The following is a 22,258-nucleotide window of genomic DNA, read 5'->3' on the forward strand; positions in this document are numbered from 1 at the left end:
GTTATTCTGCCCCGGTCGTCTCGTACGCCCGGGGTTTTTCTTTTGGGCGAACCGATTGCGGGCGCAGATGGCAGCGCGGTGACTGCAAGGGACCGGGCCTTGCGCCCGGTCCGTGTCGACTCAGCGGCCGAGCGCCTTGCTGATGCGCTCCAGCACTTCATCCAGCGAGCCCACGCCATCCACGCGTGCCAGCTTGCCGCGCTGCTCATAGAAGCCGATCACCGGCGCGGTGGAATCGGTATAGACCTGCAGGCGCTTGCGCACCGATTCCGGGTTGTCGTCTTCGCGGCCTTCGGCCTTGGCGCGGCCGGCGATACGCTCGACCAGCAGTTCGCTGGCCACGTCCAGCTGTACCACCGCATCCAGTGGCTGACCGATCTTGCTGAGCAATGCATCCAGCGCATTGGCCTGGGCCACGTTGCGCGGGTAGCCGTCCAGGATGAAACCCTTGGCCACATCGGCCTGGCCCAGGCGCGCCTCCAGCATGCCGAGCAGGATGTCGTCGGAGACCAGATCGCCGCGTGCCATCACTTCCTTGGCCTTCAGACCCAGCGGCGAGCCGGCGGCCACTTCGGCGCGCAACAGGTCGCCGGTGGAAATGTGCGGGATGTCAAACGTGTCTTTGAGACGTGTCGCCTGGGTGCCCTTGCCCGAACCGGGCGGTCCCAACAGAACCAATCGCATCAGTGGACTCCACTTTCGAATAAAAACGCGTTGCGGTTGGCGGCGTTAGACTCAAGCCTTCGCCAGCGCTGACCGTATGGTCGTGCAGCTTACCGCATCCGGGGAATGTCCCGGCACTGTCCCCTGCGCCATGTTTCCATGTGAGGAGCCTGTCCCCCTATGACCACTGGCAACTTGTTGTATGCCCAATCCGGCGGCGTCACTGCTGTCATCAACGCCACCGCCGCCGGCGTGATCACCGAGGCGCGTGCGCGCAAGGTCAAGGTGCTGGCCGCCCGCAACGGCATCCTGGGCGCGCTGCGCGAGGAGCTGATCGACACATCCAAGGAATCCGCCGCAGCCATTGCCGCCCTGGCGCAGACACCGGGTGGCGCCTTCGGCTCCTGCCGTTACAAGCTCAAGTCGCTGGAAGAAGACAGCGCCAAGTACGAGCGCCTGCTCGAGGTGCTACGCGCGCACGACGTGCGCTGGTTCCTCTACAACGGCGGCAACGATTCGGCCGACACCGCCTGGAAGGTTTCGCAACTCGCCAAGGCCTACGGCTACCCGCTGCACTGCATCGGCGTGCCCAAGACCATCGACAACGACCTCGCTGTGACCGACACCTGCCCCGGCTTCGGCTCGGCGGCCAAGTACACCGCGGTGTCGGTGCGCGAGGCCGCACTGGATGTCGCCGCCATGGCCGACACCTCCACCAAGGTCTTCATCTATGAAGCGATGGGCCGCCACGCCGGCTGGCTGGCCGCCGCGGCAGGCCTGGCCGGGCAAGGCCCCGACGACGCACCGCAGATCATCCTGCTGCCCGAACGCGCCTTTGATCAGGCCGCCTTCCTGGCCAAGGTGAAGCAGGTGGTGGACAAGATCGGCTGGTGCGTGGTGGTGGCCAGCGAAGGCATCCAGGATGCGCACGGCAAGTTCGTCGCCGACGCAGGCGGCGCGGCCGACTCGTTCGGCCACGCACAACTCGGCGGCGTCGCCTCGTTCCTGGCCGCACAGGTCAAACAGGAACTCGGCTACAAGGTGCACTGGACGCTGCCCGACTACCTGCAACGTTCCGCACGCCACCTCGCATCCAAGACCGATTGGGAACAGGCGCAAGCCGTCGGCAAGGCCGCCGTGCAATATGCGCTCAAGGGCATGAATGCCGTCATCCCGGTGATCGAACGCGTCAGCGATGCCCCGTACCGCTGGAAGATCGTGCCCGCTCCCCTGCACAAAGTGGCCAACCACGAAAAGAAGATGCCGCCCAGTTTTCTACGCAAGGACGGCTTCGGCATCACCGAGAAGGCGCGCCGCTACTTCGCCCCGTTGATCAAGGGCGAAGCCCCGCTGGCCTACGGTAGCGATGGGTTGCCCAAATACGTCAGCCTGAAGAATGTGGCGGTGACGAAGAAGTTGCCGATGTGGGAGGGCTGAGCTCAGGCAGGCGGCTGTGCTCCTGGGGCCGATGCGTCGGCACCAGGACCGACAGACGCTGGCATACGGTGCGTCGGTAACGCAGTTTGATGGTCCGTCGATATCGGCCTTTCCCTTTCAGGGACGCCTTCAGGCTAGACCAGTAGCAGGCAGCCGAGCGCCGCGCCGATGTTTTCGCATTGCAGCTCGGCGCCAGGACGCCGGCAGCGACAGATGCACACCCAGCTGTGCCTCGCGCCTCGATCCGGCGAGCGGCGTTATGGCGCCATCGCCACGTTGATGCCCAGCGTGATCCATCCACGTGGTGCGTTGAGACGGTCACCGCCGGCGACCAGATCGATGCTGGATGCCTTGCCTACTAGCCTGCGCAGTCCGACTTGCCCCCCCTGCCCGCGATGATCGTCGACGAACGCCTCGCCCAGCACGATCCATGACGCGGTGACGGTGCGCTCGACTCCGATACCAGCATTGGTAGTGTCTGGCCCGGCATGGGATGCAACGAGGCCGGCATTGAGGTGGAGTCGCGTGGCCGCGGCCTCGCCGAATGACCAGGTCAACGGCACCGTGATGTAGCTGGCACGTTGGTGTGGATCCTGCCACGACCGTTGCATGCCCACTGACAACGCCAGGCCCAGGACGTGGTGATCGGGATCGCGCAGGACCCGCTTTGCGCCGATATCCACGGACGTCGCACCGTGCCGCATAGTGCTGAGGCCCATGGCGATCTCCGTGCCAGCGACATTGCAAGCCGGCACAAGCGTGCTTGACGCACTGGCCGGCATTGCCCGCCACCACGCCTCCAACTGACACTGGCCACGCGGCGTAACGCCCGCATCGTCGACGACCATGCTGGCCGCTGCACGCGCCGACAACGGATGCCACAGCGCGAGGGCCACCAGCAGCACGGGGAAATGACGCAATTGCTTCATGCGGGTTATTCGATAAAGACGCACTGGACCGCCGTCGACGTGACACAGACCGCCGGCTCGGCATCGCAACAGGCAGGTCCAGACACGTCGCCGGGCCTGGCCCTGCCTGGCAGCAGGCATCAGCCGGGCATTGGGTTGGCGTTACTGCCAGGGAATGGGCCGTCTGATGAAGGGGCTTCCCTCCTCCACGGGCGCGCCGGAGGCGGTATCACTGCAGTCACCCAGCTTTACCTCACTGGCAGGCTTTGCCTTCCATGACTTGCTGCGCAGCGAACATCGGCACCTGCGGGATCTTGCCTGCAGCAGCCTGCTGCTTGGCGTCTTCCAAATAGATACGCGACTGGCCCTGGCCGTCGAGTTGCGGCTTGGCGTCCACCGGCTTGCGCCAGATGCGCACCACTGCCTGCTGACTTGGGCAGGCGGCGCTGGGGACGCGGATCACGTCGTTGTAAATCCAGCCCGACGCGACGCTGGGAGCGGCCTTGGCGTAGTCCACGAAGCGTGCGCGGGGCTGGCAGTTGGGGCTGCTCCGCACGACAGACAAGGTGTACGGCTGCGCGGCGTTGCCGGTGAACACGCCTTCAAGGCGTGCACAGGCTTCCGGGATCTGTCGCAAGGTATGCACGGCACCGACAGCTTGCGCGGTACCGGGCGCACGCGCCTTCAACTCTGGCGCAGGCTCTGCGGCGAATGCGCTGCCGGTCAGCAGCAGGGTGGCAAGCAGCGCGGCATGCCTGGACGCGGTAGGGTTCGACATGGAGACTCCTGGATCGGCTCGATCACGTTGGCCGCAGGCTGTCACGTGACAACTGAACCACGCGCCAAAGCCCTGAGGGTGGCGGGTCTGCAAGGCGCGGCGCATACTCGATCGCGATCCGGCCAACTGAACATCGCGACGCGCATTGTGGCCCTTGCGGCCGTCGAGTCCGTATTGGCTGTCACTCGTCGCGTGCATCGCCCCTGGTTCGTCCCGACCGGATGACATCCATTCTCTGGGAGGGGTCATGCTGGAACACTACGGGTTGTTGCTCGCGCTGGGTTGTGCGGTCTTGGCAATCGTCTATGGAATCGTGTCGGCGCGCTGGGTGGTCGCCCAGCCGAGCGGCAACACGCGAATGCAGGAGATCGCCGCGGCGATCCAGGAAGGTGCGCGCGCGTATCTCAACCGGCAGTACCTCACCATCTCGATTGCCGGTGGTGTGCTGTTCGTGTTGGTCGGACTTTTTCTGAGCTGGTACACCGCAATCGGGTTCGCACTGGGTGCCGTGTTGTCGGGGCTGGCCGGCTATATCGGAATGAATGTCTCGGTGCGTGCCAATGTGCGCACCGCCGAGGCCGCGCGGCAGGGGATCGGCAAGGCGATGGATGTGGCTTTCCGCGGCGGCGCGATCACCGGGATGCTGGTGGTGGGGCTGGGCCTGCTCGGCGTGGCCGGCTACTACGCGGTGCTGCAGGCCATGGGACTGCCGTTGGAGCAGAACCTGCATGCATTGGTCGGGCTGGCCTTCGGGTCGTCGTTGATTTCGATCTTCGCGCGCCTGGGCGGCGGCATCTTCACCAAGGGCGCGGACGTGGGCGCGGATCTGGTCGGCAAGGTCGAAGCCGGCATTCCCGAGGACGACCCGCGCAACCCGGCGGTGATTGCGGACAATGTCGGCGACAACGTGGGCGACTGCGCCGGCATGGCCGCGGATCTGTTTGAGACCTATGCAGTCACCGTGATCGCCACCATGCTGCTCGGCAGCCTGACGCTCGCCGAGGCCGGCCCGCACGCCGTGCTGTATCCGCTGGTGCTCGGTGGCGTGTCGATCATCGCGTCGATCGTGGGCGCAACGTTCGTCAAGGTCAAAGCCGGTGGCTCGATCATGGGAGCGCTTTACAAGGGCGTGATCGTGTCCGGCGTGCTGGCTGCGCTGGCCTACTGGCCGATCACCCAGTCGCTGATGCGCGACAACCTCCATGGCGCTGCCGCATTGTATGTCTGCGCGCTGATCGGCCTGGTACTCACCGGGCTGATCGTGTGGATCACCGAGTACTACACGGGCACGCAATACACACCGGTGCAGCACGTTGCAGCGGCGAGTACCACTGGCCACGGCACCAACATCATCGCCGGACTCGGCATCTCGATGAAGTCCACCGCGCTGCCGGTCATTGCAGTGTGTGCGGCCATCTGGGGTGCGTTCCACTTTGGAGGCCTTTACGGCATTGCGATCGCCGCCACGGCAATGCTGTCGATGGCCGGTATGATCGTGGCGCTTGACGCCTATGGCCCGATCACCGACAACGCCGGCGGCATCGCGGAGATGGCCGAGCTGCCGCCGGAAGTGCGCGATATCACCGACCCGCTGGATGCGGTGGGCAACACCACCAAGGCGGTCACAAAGGGCTATGCGATCGGCTCGGCCGCACTTGCAGCGCTGGTGTTGTTTGCCGACTACACCCACAACCTGCAGGCCGCCAATCCCGGCCAGGTCTTCGCCTTCGACCTGTCCGACCACACGGTGATCATCGGATTGCTGATCGGTGGATTGATTCCGTATCTGTTCGGTGCGATGGCGATGGAAGCAGTCGGCCGTGCTGCAGGTGCAGTGGTGGAAGAGGTACGCCGCCAGTTTCGTGAGATCCCCGGCATCATGGCCGGCACCGCCAAGCCACGATACGACCGTGCGGTGGACATGCTGACCCGCTCGGCCATCCGCGAAATGATCGTGCCTTCGCTGTTGCCGGTCGTGGTTCCGGTCGTGGTCGGATTACTGCTCGGACCACGCGCGTTGGGCGGTTTGCTGATCGGCACGATTGTCACCGGCCTGTTCCTGGCAATTTCGATGACGACCGGCGGCGGCGCCTGGGACAATGCCAAGAAGTACATCGAGGATGGTCACTTCGGCGGCAAGGGCAGCGAGGCGCACAAGGCGGCAATCACCGGCGACACCGTGGGTGACCCTTACAAGGACACCGCAGGGCCGGCCATCAACCCGTTGATCAAGATCATCAATATCGTGGCCCTGCTGCTGGTGCCGCTGCTGTAGGCAGGTGGTCACCGGGGTTGCGGGACCTGGCGCCACCTTACCGGCTGCACAGGGCGCAGGCACGGAGCCTGCGGCCTGTGCGAATCCTATGGCGATCAACGGCAACGCTTGGAGCGCCATGACGGAGGCAGGGTCCCTGCCCGCGCCTGCGCCCAGGCAGGGCCGACCCGCATGACGATGGTCCCGTCGTGTCACCACTCACCTGCCGCCGGACACGCGGCTCTGGCTGGAGAGCCCTGACTCGCCCGAAAAGCGCGCGTCGCGACCATCGGTCACAGGCAGCCGATCAAGCCGTCGTAAATCGGCGGTGCGCCGCCCGGCAACGGTTCGAACAGCGGATTGGTCACCGCCAACGTGCGATACAGCTCGTCCAGGTGGGTACCGGCCTTCAAGGGCGCCGTGCAACGCCAGACTCGGCTATCCGAACGCAGGTAGCCACTGCCAGGGTCGACGCTGACCTCGCTGGCACCGAAGGTCCAGATGCAGCTGCGCACCACGCCGGTGACGCGGTGGACCGAGCAGCGAAAGCGTAGTGGTTGGTAGTCGCTGAATTCGCCACCGCAGAAGGTGTCGCCGCAGATATCGTCGAAATCCCGGTCGAGCCGCTGCTCCAGATCGATGAACGCCTCCCAGCCCTCGCCATTGGCCGGCCAGTCCACCGCATCGACATACGTTGGCGGTGGTGTTGCCGCGGCGGCAACCTGTGCAGCGAGAGACAGCAGCAAGACGACGAGCAAACGCGTGAGCCTGGTCATGACGATTTCCCGAGCGGTGGATGAGCCTGCAGCCTGCGCCGCCGGCCCGTTCGCAGCGATCGGGAAGCCACTCGCGATGAATGCGGGCTATGCCGCATCGCCCCCTCAGAAGACTGCCCATTCAGTGTCGCTGCAGCGCAACAGCCGAACGCGTAGAATCGCGCTCCACACACTGCTGACGTCTCGGAGCTACCCGCATGGGCCTTGAACTGGTCACCTCTGGCAAGAATCTGCCGGAAGAAATCAATGTAGTCATCGAAATCCCCAAGGATTCGGAACCGGTCAAGTACGAAGTGGACAAGGCCAGCGGCGCGATCTTCGTGGACCGCATCCTGTCGACCCCGATGCGTTACCCCTGCAACTACGGCTACGTGCCCAACACCCTGTGCGGCGATGGCGACCCGGCCGATGTGCTGGTGGTGCTGCCGCTGCCGCTGGTCCCGGGCTCGGTGGTGCGTTGCCGTCCGGTCGGCGTGCTGCGCATGAGCGACGAAGCGGGCAGCGACGAAAAGATCCTGGCGGTGCCGATCGAGAAGATCTTCTCCGGCTACGCGCACATCGAAGACATCAACCAGGTCTCCAGCCACTGGATGGAGCGCATCGGCCACTTCTTCGAGCATTACAAGGACTTGGAGAAGGGCAAGTGGGTCAAGCTCGACGGTTGGGGCGGCGCGGCCGAGGCCAAGCGCATCCTGGTCGAGTCGGTCGAACGCTATAATTCCGACGCGCCCTGAGCCGTTGGCTGTGACACTGCTCCGCACTGCGGAGCGACCGGGATCACGCTTTTGCCGTGATCCCGGTGACCGCCTTCGGCAGATTGGGTACATTTGCCGACTGCGTTTGGCCGGCGTCCGCCGCCGGTGACTTCTGGGGAAGTGTCTTGCGTATTCTGTTTGTTGGGGACGAAGCCAGTCTTCCGTCCGACCTGATCGACTATGTCGCCGATCTCGGCGATCAGTGGCAGGCGCAGCAGGTGGCCGATGGAAATTCGGCGATCGAAGCTGCCGCGTTGTCGCCGTTCGATGCGGTCATCGTTGCACCGGTGTTGCCGGACCTGACTGCCGCCACCTTGCTGGGGCAGATCCGCACCTTGCGCCCGGACACCATCCGGATCGCACTGATCGATGCGCAGGATGGCCAGCGCACGCCGCCAGCCCGCATCATTGGCGTGGCCCATCGTTTCCTGCCGATGCCACTGGCCCCGGAAGTGCTGCTCGAGGCGGTGACCAGCCTGGAAGAACTGCGCGATCTGCTCAGCAACCCGCGCTTGCGCGCTGCCATCGGGCGCATCGAAAAACTACCCTCGCCGCCGCATCTGTATCTGAGTCTGATGCACGCGCTGGAAGAAGACGATGGCGCTGATGCGGCCGACATCGCCAAGTTGATCGCCGGCGACCCGGCGATTGCGGCTAAGGTGCTGCAATTGTGCAATTCGGCGTTCTTTTCCGGCGGCCGCAGCATCACCGACCTGCGGACTGCGGTGACCCGTCTGGGCGTGGCGACCTTGCGCGACCTGGTGCTGGCGAGCGAAGTCTTCTCGGTACAGACATTGACCCCGGCCGAGCGTAGCGCGATGCAGCGTCGCGCCCTGCTCTCTTCGCGACTGGCAGCAAAGGTGTTGCCACCGACCAGTGCAGAGTTGGGGTCCACGGCGGCCCTGCTGGCCGATATCGGCCTGCTGCTGCCCGGCGTGCGCGACGAGCGCGAGCCGCTGCTGGAAGGCGGCGACGAGCGCCTGGGCCACACCGAAGCCGGCGCGTATCTGCTGGGCCTATGGGGCCTGCCGATGCCGATCATCGAGGCAGTGGCGTTCCATCGGCATCCGCAGCGCTCCAGCCTGCGCAGCTTCTGGGTCACCGGCGCGGTGCACGTGGCCACCGCACTGGCCAGCGGCGAGGCGGTGGACGAAGAGTATCTGTCCAAGGTGGGCGTGATCACCCGCCTGCCGGCCTGGCGCGAGCAGGCCGATACCTTGCTGGGGCTTGCCGAAGCGTAAGCGGCGACGGTAAAGACGGCGATAGAAGGACGAAAGGCGCGATGACATCGCGCCTTTTTCTTTTGGTGTTTCGCCACAGCGTGACGCGGGCAGGATGCACGATGCACATCTGAAGGGCGCCGGCCTGCAGGGTCAGCAACTCCGCGCGTGGCAGGACCCCACGGACATGCAGACCCTGCAATGATGCAGCCGAATCCATCCCAACGCGGTAGCGATTGGCCTTTGGACCAAGCATGGCACCAGCCATGGCTTCAGGCACCTGCGGTGGTGACGCTGGTAACCGGCATCAGTCCATATCGGACTGCTCATACGCAGTCGGACAATCGTAAATCCCCCACGCACCGCTGTGGTGTCGCAGCGAGCCCTCCACAGGCGCTGGAGCAGCGCGTACGCATCGCACCGGAGATGCAGCAGCTTGGCGCTCACCAGCGCGCCTCATAGGCACGCCGCACGGAAGGCCCGCTCAGTGGCGGGCACAAAAAAGCGGGCCTTTCGGCCCGCTTTTTTCGACACACTTACATCGCTTCGATGATCAGAAGCGCTGGTTGTACTGCACGAACAGGAAGCGGTCGTAGTCGAGCATCGGATCGATCGCCGCGGTGCTGCTGTTGGTAATCGAATAGGTGATCGGCGGCTGCTTGTTCCAGATGTTGCGGGCGCCGACGGTCACGCTGCCGTCCCACGGAGCCTGCCAGGTGACCGAGACGTCCTGATAGGAGATCGAGCCCTTCTTGTTGGAACCGGTGCCGCCGCCCCAGCCCGGATTCGGCGTCTGGTAGTTCGGGTTGTTGCACTCGATGCCTGCCGCTGCATCCCAGCAGTAATCACGGAAACCGCCGTAGTAACGCAGGTTCCAGTTGGCCGACAGCGAACCCAGCGACCAGTCCAGACCCAAGGTGGCACGCACGCGCGGGAAGTTCCAGTAACCGGCCGAGTTTGCCCACTCTGCGCCGGCTTCCGCCTGCGACTTGTAGGTTGCCAGGTAGTTGGTGTCCAGGTTGACGGCGAACTTGCCGTAGGCGGTTTCCGGCATGCGGTAACGCACGCCGAAGTTGTAGCCTTCGGTTTCCAGACGACCCAGGTTGACGTTACCGCGGCTCAGCGTGGTGACCTGACCACTGATCGGGTCGCGACCGTAGTCGGCACAGTAGCTGGCCAGGTTGTTGAGGTAGCAGTTGTTCAACACATCATTGGCAGTGAGCGAAGTGATGATGTTGGAGATCGAGATGCGATACCAGTCCAGCGAGAAATCCAGGCCCTGCACCCAATGCGGGCTGTACACCATGCCCACGGTACGGGTGATGCTGTATTCCGGCTCAAGCTCGGCGTTGCCCACGCCCGAATTGAACGGCGCGTTGCCCTGCACGTCGCGACGGGTCACCGGGTTGCCCGCGGTGTCGGTCTGACGGTAACCGGCCGGCAGGCCTTCGCCGGCGCAGCGTGCTGCCACGCCTGCGTTGCCCAGGGAGCCGAAGGTGGCGTCGCACGGATCGGTGAAGGTATCGAACGTCTGCGAGCCGCCACCGAAGGTGTCCGACAGCGTCGGCGCACGGAAACCGGTGCAGTAGGTACCACGCACCAGCAGGTCGTCGATCGGCTTCCAGGTGAAGCTGAACTTGCTGTTGGTGGTGTCGCCGAAACGGCTGTAGTTGCTGTAACGCGCAGCCACGTCGAACGACAGTTCCTTGGCGCCCGGCAGATCCTTCAACACCGGGATCAACAGCTCCAGGTAGGCTTCGTTGGTCTGGTAGCGACCTTCCGTGGCCTGTGCAGCCAGGTCGGTGGTGTAACCGGCGCTGGACAGCTGATCCGGATAGTCGTAACCGCTGATTTCGCGGTGTTCGACGCCTGCGGCGAAGCCCAGCTCACCGGCCGGCAGATCGAACAGGCCACCGGTGACGTTGGCGGTCCACTGCTTGCTCAGGCTCTGCTGCGTTGCCTGACCCAGCGCATTGATGTACTGCAGCGCGTTCGGCGTGGAGGCCGACGGGCCACCCAGGATGTTGAACGGGGTGCACTGACCTAGCGCATTGCTGGTACCCAGGGCGATCGGAGCCGCTGCGGTACCGCACTGCACCTGACCCTGCGCATTGAGGAACGAAGGACCCAGTGCCTTCTGCAGCGCCAGCAAGTTGATGTTGCCGCGCGACACCTGCGTCACATCGTACTTGTTGTAGTTGAAGCCCACGTCCCAGTTCCAGCCGTGGCTACCAACGTCGAATACGCCTTCCAGCGCCGCATCGAAATGCAGGGTCTTGACGTTGCTTTCGGTGGTGCGCGGCAGTTCGATGGTGCGGCGGAACCAGCTGGTGATGTCCTGGCCGACCGGGTTGTAGTAGCTGCTGCCACTGATGGCGACCGGGAACTGCGGCTGCGAAGACGCCTGCAGCGGGTAGCCGGCGATCTGACGGTTCGAGTCGCGCTCGGAGTACATCGCAGTCGACTTGAAGGTCAGGCTGTCGGTCAGGTTGTAGCTGCCGGTGGTGAAGATCGACTTGTTGCGGCTGGACTGCTGCAACATCATCTGGTCGACGGAGTTGTAGTAGTCGTCGGTGGTGATGTCGTTGTGGTAGTTGGCGATGTTGCGCGAATCCGCACCCACGCCACGGCCGTCGAACGAACCGGTGTGGTTGAGGATGTAGGTTTCGCCGTTAGAAGTGAAACGGCCCCACGGACCGGTCGCGCTCAGGCTGTCTTCGATGTGGTTCGGGCCGGCCGAATAACGGGTCAGCGCGCGATCCTTGGCCCAAACCGGATCTTCATTGGTGTAGTTGGCACCGAACACCAGCGAGGCACGGTCGGTGGTGGTGCCGGCGGTGAAGGAGTACTGCTCCTTGGAACCGTCGCCACGACCGTTCTGGCCGAAATACGCCGACGCTTCCGCGCCGTCATAGTTCTGGCGCAGGATGATGTTGACCACACCGGCAACGGCATCGGAGCCGTAGATCGCCGAGGCGCCGTCCTTCAGGACTTCGATGCGCTCGATCAGCGAGCTGGGAATGGTGGACATGTCGGTCAGGCCGTTCAGGCTGCTGGTCCAACGCTTGCCGTTCACCAACACCAGGGTGCGGTTTTCGTTCAGGTTGTAGAGATTGACGTACTGGCCGCCCTGTTCCGGGTCCGAGGTCAGCACGGCAGCCTTGCTGTAAGTCTGCGTACCGGCGATCGACAGGTTCTGGAGGATGTCGCCAACGCTCACCAGGCCGGACTTCTGGATGTCCTGCTGGGAGACGGTGAATACCGGCTGTGCGGTTTCGACGTCGACCGAGCGAATGCGCGAGCCGGTGATTTCGATGCGGTCCAGCGTCGTGGTCGACGGGGCGGCGGACTGCTCTTGTGCATTGGCGGCAAAAGCCGGCGTCAACGCGATCGCAATACCGGCGGGCAAAAGGCCCAGCCGCACTGCGGAAGTGCGAAGGTTCATCAATCTCTCCAGGGTTCGTTAGTGGCGCGTTAAGCGCCCCTGTGCAAATTACGATTGCGTGAACGCCGTCGCTTTGCGCGTCACGTTACGTGGCTTTGCCGAATCTGGCGGATTGGTCGCCTGGTCGCGGTAGTGCGATGCGGAGACACCAAAGCGCGCACGAAATGCACGCGCAAAACTGCAGCAATTGTCGAAGCCGCTGGCGGCTGCCACTTCGCCGATCATCATCGAGGTATCGCGCAACAAGTCGGAGGCGCGCTCCAGGCGCAAGCGGGCCGATAAGGCCTGCGGGCTCTCTTCGTACAGGCTCTGGAAGGTCTTGGAGACATACCAGCTGGAGAAGTTGGTCAGCTGCGCCAGTTCGCTGATGCGTACTACCCGGTCGCTGTTGCCTTCCAGGTACAGCCGCGCACGCTGCATGCGACCGAACACCTGACGGCGGCGGCTACGCGAGCGACCTGGGCAACGCTGCTCTTGTTCGATGAAGTCGCGCTGCATCGCCGCCAGGTGCAGCAACAACGGGCGCGCGGACGCGCCACCGTTCTGCAGGGCCGCATTGCGCCAGAGCCGTAACGCGATGCGCAGATCACTGCGCGACAAGTGGCTGCGCCCCGGGTAGAGCGTGGCATCGGTCAACTCGGCCAGCGACTGCAGGCTGTCGCCATCCAGGCTGACGCCCACGCACAGGGCACTGCGATCGGCCTGCACGGTGGGGTGCGAATCCTTGTCGAAGGCGATCCAGTCGCCGGCACGCAGACGAAAGCGGCCCTCTTTGGATTCCACCCAGGCACGGCCGCGCAGCTGCACCCACAGCGTGAAGGTGGCGGACGTCGTGCGGATGCTGCCCAGACGCGACACTGCCAGACACGTGGTCGAGGTCGACTCGCTGGCGCCGTCCAATGACAGCGCGAGCCCGCGATCGGCAGTGATGACCTGTTGCATGTTGGCAGCCCCGTTTACAAAAGAGGGCGCAGTGTTTTGCCGAATCTGGCGTGAGTCAGGAAGTTCCGACGAAGGTGTGCCGAAATCGATCCGAAGCCTTTCCGAATAAATTACGAGGCGACTTTTCTCAATATCGTCAACAAGTTGGATATGAAGCCGACGGAGACAGACGAACGTTCGGGCAGTGCCATATAGGCGATCGAACTGCCATCCTCTTCCGCCAGCGCGACATACATCGCGCCGCTGCGCTGGTCGAGGCTGAAGCCGTTGATGGTGGTGAACTTCGCCACGTCCAGGCATTGCGCATGCTGGCTGCGCAGCTCGCTGTCATGCGTCGCGCAACTGTCGCTGGACGACAGATAGTGCACCTGACCATTGGTTCCGGGCGCCCAGCTGCGATACCGCCAGCGCGTCGGCTGCTGCGGGTCCACCGGCTGCAGCGTATCGGCCGCCAGCGTCGGCGCGATCTGCCACAGCCCGCCGCCACTCAGATGCGTGAACAGCACCTGCCCGCTGACCCGGTCCAGCCGTAGCTGCGACACGTCCGCCAGTGTGGCCAGCACGCGCCACGGCGTACTGCGGCGGTCGTACAGCGTGGCGAAGGTGTGGCCATCGTCGGCCGCAGCCACGACCAGCAAGCGATCAGGATCGGGAAGATGGATCGCCTGCAACGGCCGCGCCTGGGGCACCGCAAGGCGCACGGCCTTGCCAGTCCCCGGGGTCACTTCGAACAGCGCCGCATGCCCGTCGGCATCGCTACCGCTGACCAGCACCTTGCGCGAGTCGGCGGACCAATCCGCCGCCTGCCGCGCATCTGGCCGCAGGCCTTCGATCAGCCGCACCGAGCTGGGCTGGGTGACGTCGCCCCACCACAGCCCATATGCACCGGAGCGGTTGGAGGCGAAGATGAGTTGGCGACCGTCCGGCGCGATCATCGGCTGGTCATCGCGCCCGCTGGAGGGAAACAGGCGGCGCCGGATGTAGCCGCCATTCATGGGGTCATGAATGACCTGATACACACCAAACTGCGGCTTGCGCTGCACGAAGACCAGGTGGTCGTGCGCCACGTCCGGCGCCTGCGCATCGTCCACGCCCAGGTCATGCAGGCTGCGATCGACCAGATCCAGCCGATACAAACGCGCCTCGCTATCCACGCGGCGCCCGAATACCAGCCCGCTCCCGTCGCGTAACCAGCTCCAACCGCGAATATCGGCATTGTCATGCGTCAACCGCTCGGCGGTGCCGCCCTGCGCAGGCATCCGCCACAGGTCGCCAAGCTGCGGGTTGCGCAGGAACACGATCCACTGCCCGTCCGGGGAATAGCGCGGCGCGTAGTCGAAGTCGCCCGGCTCCGCGCTGTAGCGCAGCGCCTGCCACTGCCCGGTGTCCAGATCCAGGCGCCGAATCCGCGCGCCCTCCTGTGCGCCGGTCATGCTGCCGAACAACAACGCACGCCCGTCGGGCGACCAGCTGAAACTGAGCATGTCCGCGCCATCGCAGCGGACCACCTCGCGCGCTGCGGCCGGGCCGCTTGCCGCCGCAATCATGACCCTGCAGCTTCCATCCGGAGCCTGCCTGGAGAACGCAATCTCACGGCCGTCCGGCGACCACGCAGGCAGGCGATCGGAGATGCCGGGCGCCGGTGTTTCCAGCACGCGCGGGTAGGCGTTGTCGGTCGTCTTGACCAGGATCGACGTCCCCGGACGATCGCTGGTCAACGATGCATACGCGACCATGCGGCCGTCCGGCGACAGGCTGGGAGTGAGATCGAATCCGCCGCCTGCGGTAATCACCTGGTACGGTCGTTTGGGGCTGCCAGGCACTGCGCTCGATGTCGCCACCGGGTCGGCCGGCGCATGCAGCCAGAGCGTGCGCAGCGCCAGTCCGAGCACCGCCAGCAAGGCCACGCCCGCGATCGCCAAAGCCATCCAGCGTCGCCGCCGCGGCGTCATCGTAGCAGCGCGCAAAGATGGACCTGCCGCCGGTGCGGGAACAGGGATGGTCGGCGCTGTTGCACTCACGCGCGCTGCAGGCGCGGGCAGCGCTGCATCCAGAACTGAGGGCGCCTGCGCATGCGACAGCGAATGCGCGCCCGGCACCTGCGCCACCAGCGAGTCACTCTCCGTCTCCCACGCCACCGGCGCCATCAGCCGATAGCCGGTCTTGGCAATCGTTTCGATGTGCTCCGAGCGCTGGCTCCCATGAGTGGCCAGCGCCTTGCGCAGCTGCGTCACCGCCTGGGTGACCACGTCGTTGGTGGGCAAGGTATCGGGCCACACATCGGCGAGCAGCTGCTCACGCGTGACCACCTGCCCCGGCTGCCGCGCCAGGCTCAGCAGGACCGCCAGGGATTTGGGCGCCAGCCGCGCCACACGTCTGGCTCCGGGCGCATGCACTTCGCGCGAGGCAACGTCGACCACGCACGAGCCGACACGCAGCCGGCCAGAGGGCATTGCAGTAACGGGAGGAACACTCATCGGCAAAAAACACGCATCGGCATGCAAGGACAACAAAGGACGCATCACGCAATCCGCGCGAAACGCCAAATTCAGCAAAGGACCACGACCAACTGTGTCATGCATCCATTTGGTGCAAATTTTACCCTATGCCCCGTTGCTTCCTATGACAGGCGGCGACGTCAGGCTCTCTCTCTCTCGCCGACGAATTCAAATAACGACGATGTTCCCTTCGCGCCTTCTGGCGCGATTTTTTTATCTGCGATTCAGGTAAAACCGTCGAGAGCCTTGTGTTGTGTAATCGCTTGCAGCGCGATCGCACCATGGCACTTGCGCACCACGACGCGATCTGTGCGCGAAAACCTGAATTCCTGCTAAGCGACCTCGTCGCGCGAGCCAGGCGGCGGGAGCCTGGCGGCATCAGGACGCGCGATACACCTGTGCGCCCTGCGCCAGGAACTGCGACGCCTTTTCTTCCATGCCGGCCGACAACGCGTGCTCGGCGCCCATGCCGTGCTCGGCCGCGTAGTCGCGTACGTCCTGGGTGATCTTCATGGAACAGAAGTGCGGCCCGCACATCGAGCAGAAGTGCGCCAGCTTGTGCGCGTCCTTGGGCAGGGTTTCGTCATGAAACTCCCTGGCCTTTTCCGGATCCAGCCCGAGGTGGAACTGGTCGTCCCAACGGAATTCGAAACGCGCCTTGCTCAGGGCGTTGTCGCGCACCTGCGCCCCGGGATGTCCCTTGGCGAGGTCGGCCGCGTGTGCGGCGATCTTGTAGGCCATGATGCCGTCGCGCACGTCCTGCCGGTTGGGCAGACCCAGGTGCTCCTTCGGCGTGACGTAGCAGAGCATCGCCGTGCCGAACCAGCCGATCATCGCCGCGCCAATCGCGCTGGTGATGTGGTCGTAACCGGGCGCGATATCAGTGGTCAACGGCCCCAGGGTGTAGAACGGCGCTTCGCCGCATTCGCGCAGCTGCTTGTCCATGTTTTCCTTGATCAACTGCATCGGCACATGGCCCGGGCCTTCGATCATGGTCTGCACGTCGTGCTGCCAGGCGAGCCTGGTCAACTCGCCCAACGTCTCCAGCTCGCCGAATTGCGCCGCATCGTTGGCATCGGCAATACAACCCGGGCGCAGGCCATCGCCCAGCGAAAATGCCACGTCGTAGGCTTTCATGATCTGGCAGATGTCCTCGAAGTGCGTGTAGAGAAAATTCTCCTTGTGATGCGCCAGACACCACTTGGCCATGATCGAGCCACCACGCGAGACAATACCGGTGACGCGTTTTGCGGTAAGCGGCACGTAGCGCAACAGCACACCGGCATGGATGGTGAAGTAATCCACGCCTTGCTCGGCCTGCTCGATCAATGTGTCGCGGAAAATCTCCCAGGTGAGCGCTTCGGCACGCCCGTCCACTTTTTCCAGCGCCTGGTAGATCGGCACCGTGCCGATCGGCACCGGCGAATTGCGGATGATCCACTCGCGTGTTTCGTGGATGTGCTTGCCGGTGGACAGGTCCATCACCGTGTCGCCGCCCCAGCGGATCGACCACACCAGTTTTTCCACTTCTTCGGCGATGCCCGAAGACACCGCGCTGTTGCCGATGTTGGCGTTGATCTTGGTCAGGAAATTGCGACCGATGATCATCGGTTCGCTTTCCGGGTGATTGATGTTGTTGGGCAGAATCGCACGGCCGCGTGCAATCTCGTCACGCACGAATTCCGGCGTGATGCGCTGCTGGATCGCCGCACCGAACGACTCGCCGGGATGCTGCTTGCGCAAGATCGCATCGGTCACCGCCTCCAACCGCTGGTTTTCACGGATCGCCACGAACTCCATCTCCGGCGTGATGATGCCGCGCCGTGCGTAATGCATCTGGGTGACGTTGGCGCCTTCCCGAGCCACACGCGGCAGACGACGCGCCGGGAAACGCACCGCATCCAGCCGCGCATCGTGCTCGCGTCCGCGCCCGAAGCTGGAACTCAATCCATCCAGCGCCACGGTATCGCCGCGCTCTGCAATCCACTGCGTGCGCAGCGGTGCCAGACCGGCAGCCAGATCGATGGCGGCCTGTGGGTCGGTGTAGGGCCCGGAGGTGTCGTAGACGCTGAGCGGCGCATTGTCTTCGCCACCGAACAAGGTGGGCGTTTGCGTCAATGCAATCTCGCGCATCGGTACCTGCAGATCCGCGCGCGAGCCTTGCACGAAGATCTTGCGTGAGCCGGGAATCGGCTGGGTCACAGCCTGGGACAGCGACTGGGCTTGTTGCTGCAAAACGGTGGGCGCGGCATTCATGGCATTCGTCCTGTGTGCTGGCCCTGCGAAGGAGTCGCAGTGCGGACGAAGCGGCGGCGCTCAACACTCAGGTGCCCGTGCAGGCACGGACCCTCGCATCTAACGAAGCTTCCCTACGCCGGTATGAGCCGGATCAGGTTCGAAGGGACTATCTCAACCGCAGCGCGCTGCGGTACCCCCACTTCGGCGGCGATTAAACCACATCGTCGGGTTGTAGACGCAGGCTTTTGCAGCATCCCGCCTCACGGTCGAAACCACTCAATGAACGCGCCGAATGACTGACATGCGGCGACATTCGCCTGGCACCCTGGCTGGCTAGCGTGTCAGCACAACAACCAGAAACCCGCTCTCTCTCCCTTGCCGCCGGCCTCCGGCGGCTTTCTTTTGCGCCCTCTTGCCACCCGCCATCCCGCTTCGTTATCTTCTTGTGAAACAGGGGAACGGAAGACACGATGCGCAGGATGCAATGGAGTGCCTTGCTGGCGGCAATGCTGCTGGGATCAATGACCTGCGCTGGAATGGCGGAGCCGCCGCCCGCAGAGGCATTCGTCGAATCCGGGCCGATCTCGTCCCCCTCGATGTCTCCGGACGGCAAGCATCTTGCGGTGAGTGCAGATCTCGGGGAGGGCAGTTACGCCCTGGTGGTCTACCGGATCGCGGACATGCAATCCACTACCATGCTGCGCCTGCCGCGCTACGAATTGCCGGTGCGTATTGCCTGGGTCAGCGATCGGCGTCTGGTCATTGGCAAGGGCCGCAAGCTCGGCTCGCTGGAGGAGCCGATGCCGATGGGCGAGATCATTGCCACCGACCTGGATGGCAGCAACCAACGCTATGTGTATGGCTACCAGCAAAGCACCCGCAATGCAGGGCTGGAGCGTGGATTCGGCTATATCGAAGGGTTGCCGAGCCGTCGCAATGGCCATTTCTACATGCGCCGCCTGTCGCTGGATTCGCGCCACTCGATGCTCTACGACGTGGATGCGAACACCACGACCCATCGGTTGATGGCCGACATCGATGTCCCGCGCCTGCGCTTCGTGCTCGACAATGAAGGCGTGGCGCAGTACGCATACGGCACCGATGACCAGGACAACTCACTGCTGTTTCGCCGTGCCGCAAACAGCTGGACGCCACTGACCCACATCCAGGCCAACTGGCGTCCGGTGGCGTTTGCCGAGCAGCCCGGGCGCGTCTATGGCTGGTACAGCGAAGGCGGCGGCCCGTCGTCTTTGATATCCAGCGACCAGGATGGTCAGCAGCGCAGCGTGCTGGCGTCCGATCCGTTCTACGACGTGGATGATCTGCAGTGGGGACCAACGCCATTTGCACCGTTCGCCGCGCGGCTTGGACCGGGCCGACCCACGCTGCGCTACTTCGCGCAGGACACGTCCCAGGCACAACTGCATCGCAGCCTCAGCGAGACGCTGGCGGGGCAGTACGTGGATTTCATCAACTTCACCGAGGATGGCAGCACCCTGCTGCTCAAGGCCTACAGCGACCGCGATGCCGGCGCCTGGTACATCTTCAATCGCCCGACCAATACGCTCAAGCTGGTCATCAAAGCCCGGCGCGCCCTGCCGGCGACGCTGATGGGCGAACGGCGCATGGTGCGGTTCCAGGCCCGTGATGGGCTGACACTCGATGGCGTACTGACCGTTCCGGCCACGGCCGGCCAGGGCGCGCCGGCTCCGATGATCCTGCTCCCGCACGGTGGCCCGCATGCCGACGGAGACGGTTGGGCGTTCGATACCGATGCGCAATTCCTCGCCAGCCGCGGTTATCTGGTACTGCAGGTCAATTATCGCGGCGGCCTGGGGCGCGGCAATACCTTCGAGCGCGCCGGCTACCGCCAGTGGGGTGAACGGATCCAGGACGATCTGGTCGATGGCGTGCGCTGGGCAATCGCGCAGGGCCTGGCCGATCCGGCGCGTATCTGCAGCTACGGAGCCAGTTTTGGCGCGTACGCGGCAATGATGGTGCAGGTGAAGGCACCCGAGCTGTTTCGCTGCGCGGTTGGCATGGCCGGCATCTACGACCTGCAGATGATGTACAGCAAGGGCGACATCAATCAGAGCGATTACGGCGTCAATTATCTGGAACGCGTCATCGGTCGCGACGCTGCCGACCTTGCTGCGCACTCGCCTGTCTCATTGGCCGATCGAATCAAGGCACCGGTACTGCTGGTGCATGGCGAAGAGGACGAGCGCGCGCCATTTGCGCAGGCCAAGAGCCTGCGTGCTGCGCTGACACGCAGCGGCAACGCGCCGCAATGGGTGTCCGTGCCCAAGGAAGGCCACGGGTTTTACAAGGAGGCCAATCAGATCGCGTTCTACCGCACGCTTGAACAATTCCTCGCCAAACAGCTGGGCAGTGCGGCAACTACATCTGCGAGCGGTCGGGTACCTGCCGCACCGCAGTAAGCGCAGCGCCGCTCACTCCAGCGTGTAACCCACCCGCAGGCCGCCCCAGTGCTTGCGATCGACGAAGATCGGGGCCGACAGGTCGAACATGATCTGACCGGTGTCGCGGCGGTAGACCTGCAGGCGGTACGGGTCGGTGTGTGCGCCGACGCTGCGGCCGACGCGGTCGGTGAACTTGCGCTTGGTGCGGTTGCCGACCAGGTCGCGCTTGGCATCGCCGGTCAGCGCTTGGGTGAAGCGCAGGTTGTGGGTGGGCACGTAGCCGTCGGGATTGGCGCAGATGGCAAACACGATCCACGGGTGCGCATCCAGCAGCGGCTCCTGCAGCGGCGGCAACACCTGATCGCAGAGCGCGTCGAAGTCGGTAGTGAACTTGGGCGGTTCGACACCGGCGATCGGCGTGTAGGTACGGGCAAACAATGCGGCTTCATCGATCTGGCCGCGCGCAATGGCCTGCGCCAATGCCGCCCCGATCTTGCCTGCGGTGGCCACGGCCAGCTCCTTGACGCGCGCGTGCCGGGGCACCTGCAGCGGGTCGGCCGGCAACCGGAACAAGCCCACGCAATCGCGCAGGGTTTCGGTACCGCGCTCCAGCGCTTCGCTGCGTTCGGCCACATGCGCGGCGTGCTGCAGATTGCTGCGCCCCAGGGCCACCACGCCATCCACGGCGCGCTCGATGCCGCGGATCTCGCCGTCCTGTGCCTGGATGCGCCCGGCCACCGTGGTCATCGCGCTGCTGGCCTGCCCAAGCACGCGGGTGATGCCGTCGAGCACCGCTTCGGTGCCGCGCGCGGAGGCCGCACCCTCGCCTACCGCGGCGCTGGTTTCGGCGAGGATGGCGCGCACGTCGCGTGCTGCCGCTGCGGCGCGCTCTGCCAGGCGGCGGATTTCGGTGGCGACCACCGCAAAGCCGCGCCCGGCATCGCCGGCATGCGCCGCTTCGATGCTGGCATTGATCGACAGGATATTGGTCTGGAACGCCACCGAGTCGATGACTTCGATGACCTCGCCGGCGCGCGCGGCCCGGCGCTCCACTTCGTGCATGGCCTGGCCCAGCGCGTGCGCCGCCGCCACGCCCTGCCGCGCACTGTCATCGGCACTGGCCGCCAGCGCGATCACCTGCCCCAGCTCGGCATTGACGTCGTGCAGGCTGGACGAGAGCCGTTCCACCGCCATGCGCGCGCCGTCCAGCGCTTCGGTCTGGGCTTGCGATTGGCGCACCATCTCGTCGTTTTCGGCTACCAGCGGCGGCACTTCAGCGGCGATCTGCACCGACAGCGCCACGGCCTGCCGGATCGCTTCGGCCAAATTGCCGAAGCCGGCCTGCAAACGGCGGCCCATCTCGGTTTCCGCCAACCCGGGCGGCAACAGCAGTTCGAGTTCGCAGCCGGCCAGCGCCTGCGCGGTGCGCTCAAGCACCGTGCGGTCTTCGTGCTCGGCCTGCAGGCGCGCCACCAACGGCTGCAATAGCGGCGAAATCGGCACCGGGCGGCTGCCATCGGCCAGACGGGTGGCTTCGCGCAGCAGGATTGCGGTTTCCACGTGCGGCAGCGACAGCATCCAGCCGCCGTGCGCGCGCTCGCGCACGTAGCGCACGCGCCGCGCCGGATCGTCGCCCGGTGCCGCCCAGACGCCCTCTTCGCCGACCAGATCGGTTGCGCTCAATCCCCACAGCACCGATGCCGGCGCGCCCTGCAACTCGCCGGCGGTCTTGCCCAGCACGTCCAGGCCGGCGCGGTTGCACGCCACCAGACAGGCCTCGGCCGAAAGCCGCAGCAGGGCCACCGGCGCGTCGGGAAGCTGGGCCGCCTGTATCTGCGACGGCGGGTCGGGCGATTGCATCGAGCTCATGGGGACTCCTAATCCATCGATAGCATTAGCGGCGCGCCGGGCCTGGAGTTGA

Annotated in this window: 14 protein-coding genes and 1 riboswitch; of the genes, 5 read left to right on the forward strand and 9 right to left on the reverse strand. The window is 64.8% G+C overall.

The window, feature by feature from the left end; all coding sequences use genetic code 11:
• Nucleotides 1-120: 120 nt before the first annotated feature.
• Entirely contained in the window at nt 121-684 is a 564-nt protein-coding gene (locus XnspCFBP7698_RS07455; protein ID WP_039407312.1) for an adenylate kinase, read from the reverse strand.
• Between the two features lie 159 nt (nt 685-843).
• On the opposite strand from XnspCFBP7698_RS07455, the gene XnspCFBP7698_RS07460 reads away from it, so the two are divergent.
• A complete protein-coding gene (locus XnspCFBP7698_RS07460; RefSeq protein ID WP_104581368.1) occupies nt 844-2,100 on the forward strand; it encodes a 6-phosphofructokinase in 1,257 nt (418 codons plus the stop codon).
• 257 nt (nt 2,101-2,357) lie between these two features.
• Here XnspCFBP7698_RS07460 and XnspCFBP7698_RS07465 read toward each other — a convergent pair whose 3' ends face one another.
• Together XnspCFBP7698_RS07465 and XnspCFBP7698_RS07470 are read right to left on the reverse strand one after the other, a co-directional pair.
• Nucleotides 2,358-3,029: a hypothetical protein gene (locus XnspCFBP7698_RS07465; protein WP_104581369.1), complete on the reverse strand. Its 672-nt coding sequence runs from the start codon at nt 3,027-3,029 to the stop codon at nt 2,358-2,360.
• Nucleotides 3,030-3,261: 232 nt separating this feature from the next.
• Nucleotides 3,262-3,786 (reverse strand): hypothetical protein, encoded by a 525-nt coding sequence (locus tag XnspCFBP7698_RS07470; protein WP_047696920.1) that lies wholly within the window; start codon nt 3,784-3,786, stop codon nt 3,262-3,264.
• Between the two features lie 247 nt (nt 3,787-4,033).
• Between XnspCFBP7698_RS07470 and XnspCFBP7698_RS07475 the strand changes: the two genes are divergently transcribed.
• Nucleotides 4,034-6,061, forward strand: coding sequence for a sodium-translocating pyrophosphatase (locus XnspCFBP7698_RS07475; protein ID WP_104581370.1), 2,028 nt, complete (start codon nt 4,034-4,036; stop codon nt 6,059-6,061).
• A 272-nt stretch (nt 6,062-6,333) separates the two neighbouring features.
• Here the strand turns inward: XnspCFBP7698_RS07475 and XnspCFBP7698_RS07480 are convergent, their stop codons facing one another.
• Nucleotides 6,334-6,816 carry a hypothetical protein gene (locus XnspCFBP7698_RS07480; RefSeq protein WP_047696924.1) on the reverse strand — a complete coding sequence of 161 codons (483 nt, stop codon included), beginning with the start codon at nt 6,814-6,816 and terminating at the stop codon, nt 6,334-6,336.
• A 197-nt stretch (nt 6,817-7,013) separates the two neighbouring features.
• On the opposite strand from XnspCFBP7698_RS07480, the gene ppa reads away from it, so the two are divergent.
• Nucleotides 7,014-7,550, forward strand: coding sequence for an inorganic diphosphatase (ppa, locus tag XnspCFBP7698_RS07485; protein ID WP_005990841.1), 537 nt, complete (start codon nt 7,014-7,016; stop codon nt 7,548-7,550).
• Between the two features lie 146 nt (nt 7,551-7,696).
• Nucleotides 7,697-8,812 (forward strand): HDOD domain-containing protein, encoded by a 1,116-nt coding sequence (locus XnspCFBP7698_RS07490; RefSeq protein WP_039407294.1) that lies wholly within the window; start codon nt 7,697-7,699, stop codon nt 8,810-8,812.
• A 532-nt stretch (nt 8,813-9,344) separates the two neighbouring features.
• Here the strand turns inward: XnspCFBP7698_RS07490 and XnspCFBP7698_RS07495 are convergent.
• The 4 genes from XnspCFBP7698_RS07495 to thiC all read right to left on the reverse strand — a co-directional run bounded on the left by XnspCFBP7698_RS07495 (nt 9,345) and on the right by thiC (nt 17,932).
• A complete protein-coding gene (locus tag XnspCFBP7698_RS07495; RefSeq protein WP_199680073.1) occupies nt 9,345-12,236 on the reverse strand; it encodes a TonB-dependent receptor in 2,892 nt (963 codons plus the stop codon).
• Between the two features lie 48 nt (nt 12,237-12,284).
• Nucleotides 12,285-13,178, reverse strand: a complete 894-nt coding sequence (locus XnspCFBP7698_RS07500; protein ID WP_047696928.1) for a helix-turn-helix domain-containing protein — start codon at nt 13,176-13,178, stop codon at nt 12,285-12,287.
• A gap of 110 nt (nt 13,179-13,288) precedes the next feature.
• Nucleotides 13,289-15,631: a winged helix-turn-helix domain-containing protein gene (locus tag XnspCFBP7698_RS07505; RefSeq protein ID WP_104581372.1), complete on the reverse strand. Its 2,343-nt coding sequence runs from the start codon at nt 15,629-15,631 to the stop codon at nt 13,289-13,291.
• Nucleotides 15,632-16,054: 423 nt separating this feature from the next.
• Complete coding sequence (thiC, locus tag XnspCFBP7698_RS07510; protein ID WP_104581373.1) at nt 16,055-17,932, reverse strand: phosphomethylpyrimidine synthase ThiC; 1,878 nt, start codon at nt 17,930-17,932, stop codon at nt 16,055-16,057.
• Between the two features lie 92 nt (nt 17,933-18,024).
• Nucleotides 18,025-18,122: riboswitch (TPP riboswitch) on the reverse strand.
• Between the two features lie 298 nt (nt 18,123-18,420).
• Between thiC and XnspCFBP7698_RS07515 the strand changes: the two genes are divergently transcribed.
• A complete protein-coding gene (locus XnspCFBP7698_RS07515) occupies nt 18,421-20,355 on the forward strand; it encodes a prolyl oligopeptidase family serine peptidase (protein ID WP_233548948.1) in 1,935 nt (644 codons plus the stop codon).
• A 12-nt stretch (nt 20,356-20,367) separates the two neighbouring features.
• On the opposite strand, the gene XnspCFBP7698_RS07520 is transcribed toward XnspCFBP7698_RS07515, so the two are convergent.
• Nucleotides 20,368-22,206: a methyl-accepting chemotaxis protein gene (locus tag XnspCFBP7698_RS07520; protein ID WP_047696935.1), complete on the reverse strand. Its 1,839-nt coding sequence runs from the start codon at nt 22,204-22,206 to the stop codon at nt 20,368-20,370.
• Between the last annotated feature and the right edge of the window lie 52 nt (nt 22,207-22,258).

It is taken from the genome of Xanthomonas sp. CFBP 7698, assembly GCF_003600855.1.
Classification (GTDB): domain Bacteria; phylum Pseudomonadota; class Gammaproteobacteria; order Xanthomonadales; family Xanthomonadaceae; genus Xanthomonas; species Xanthomonas cannabis.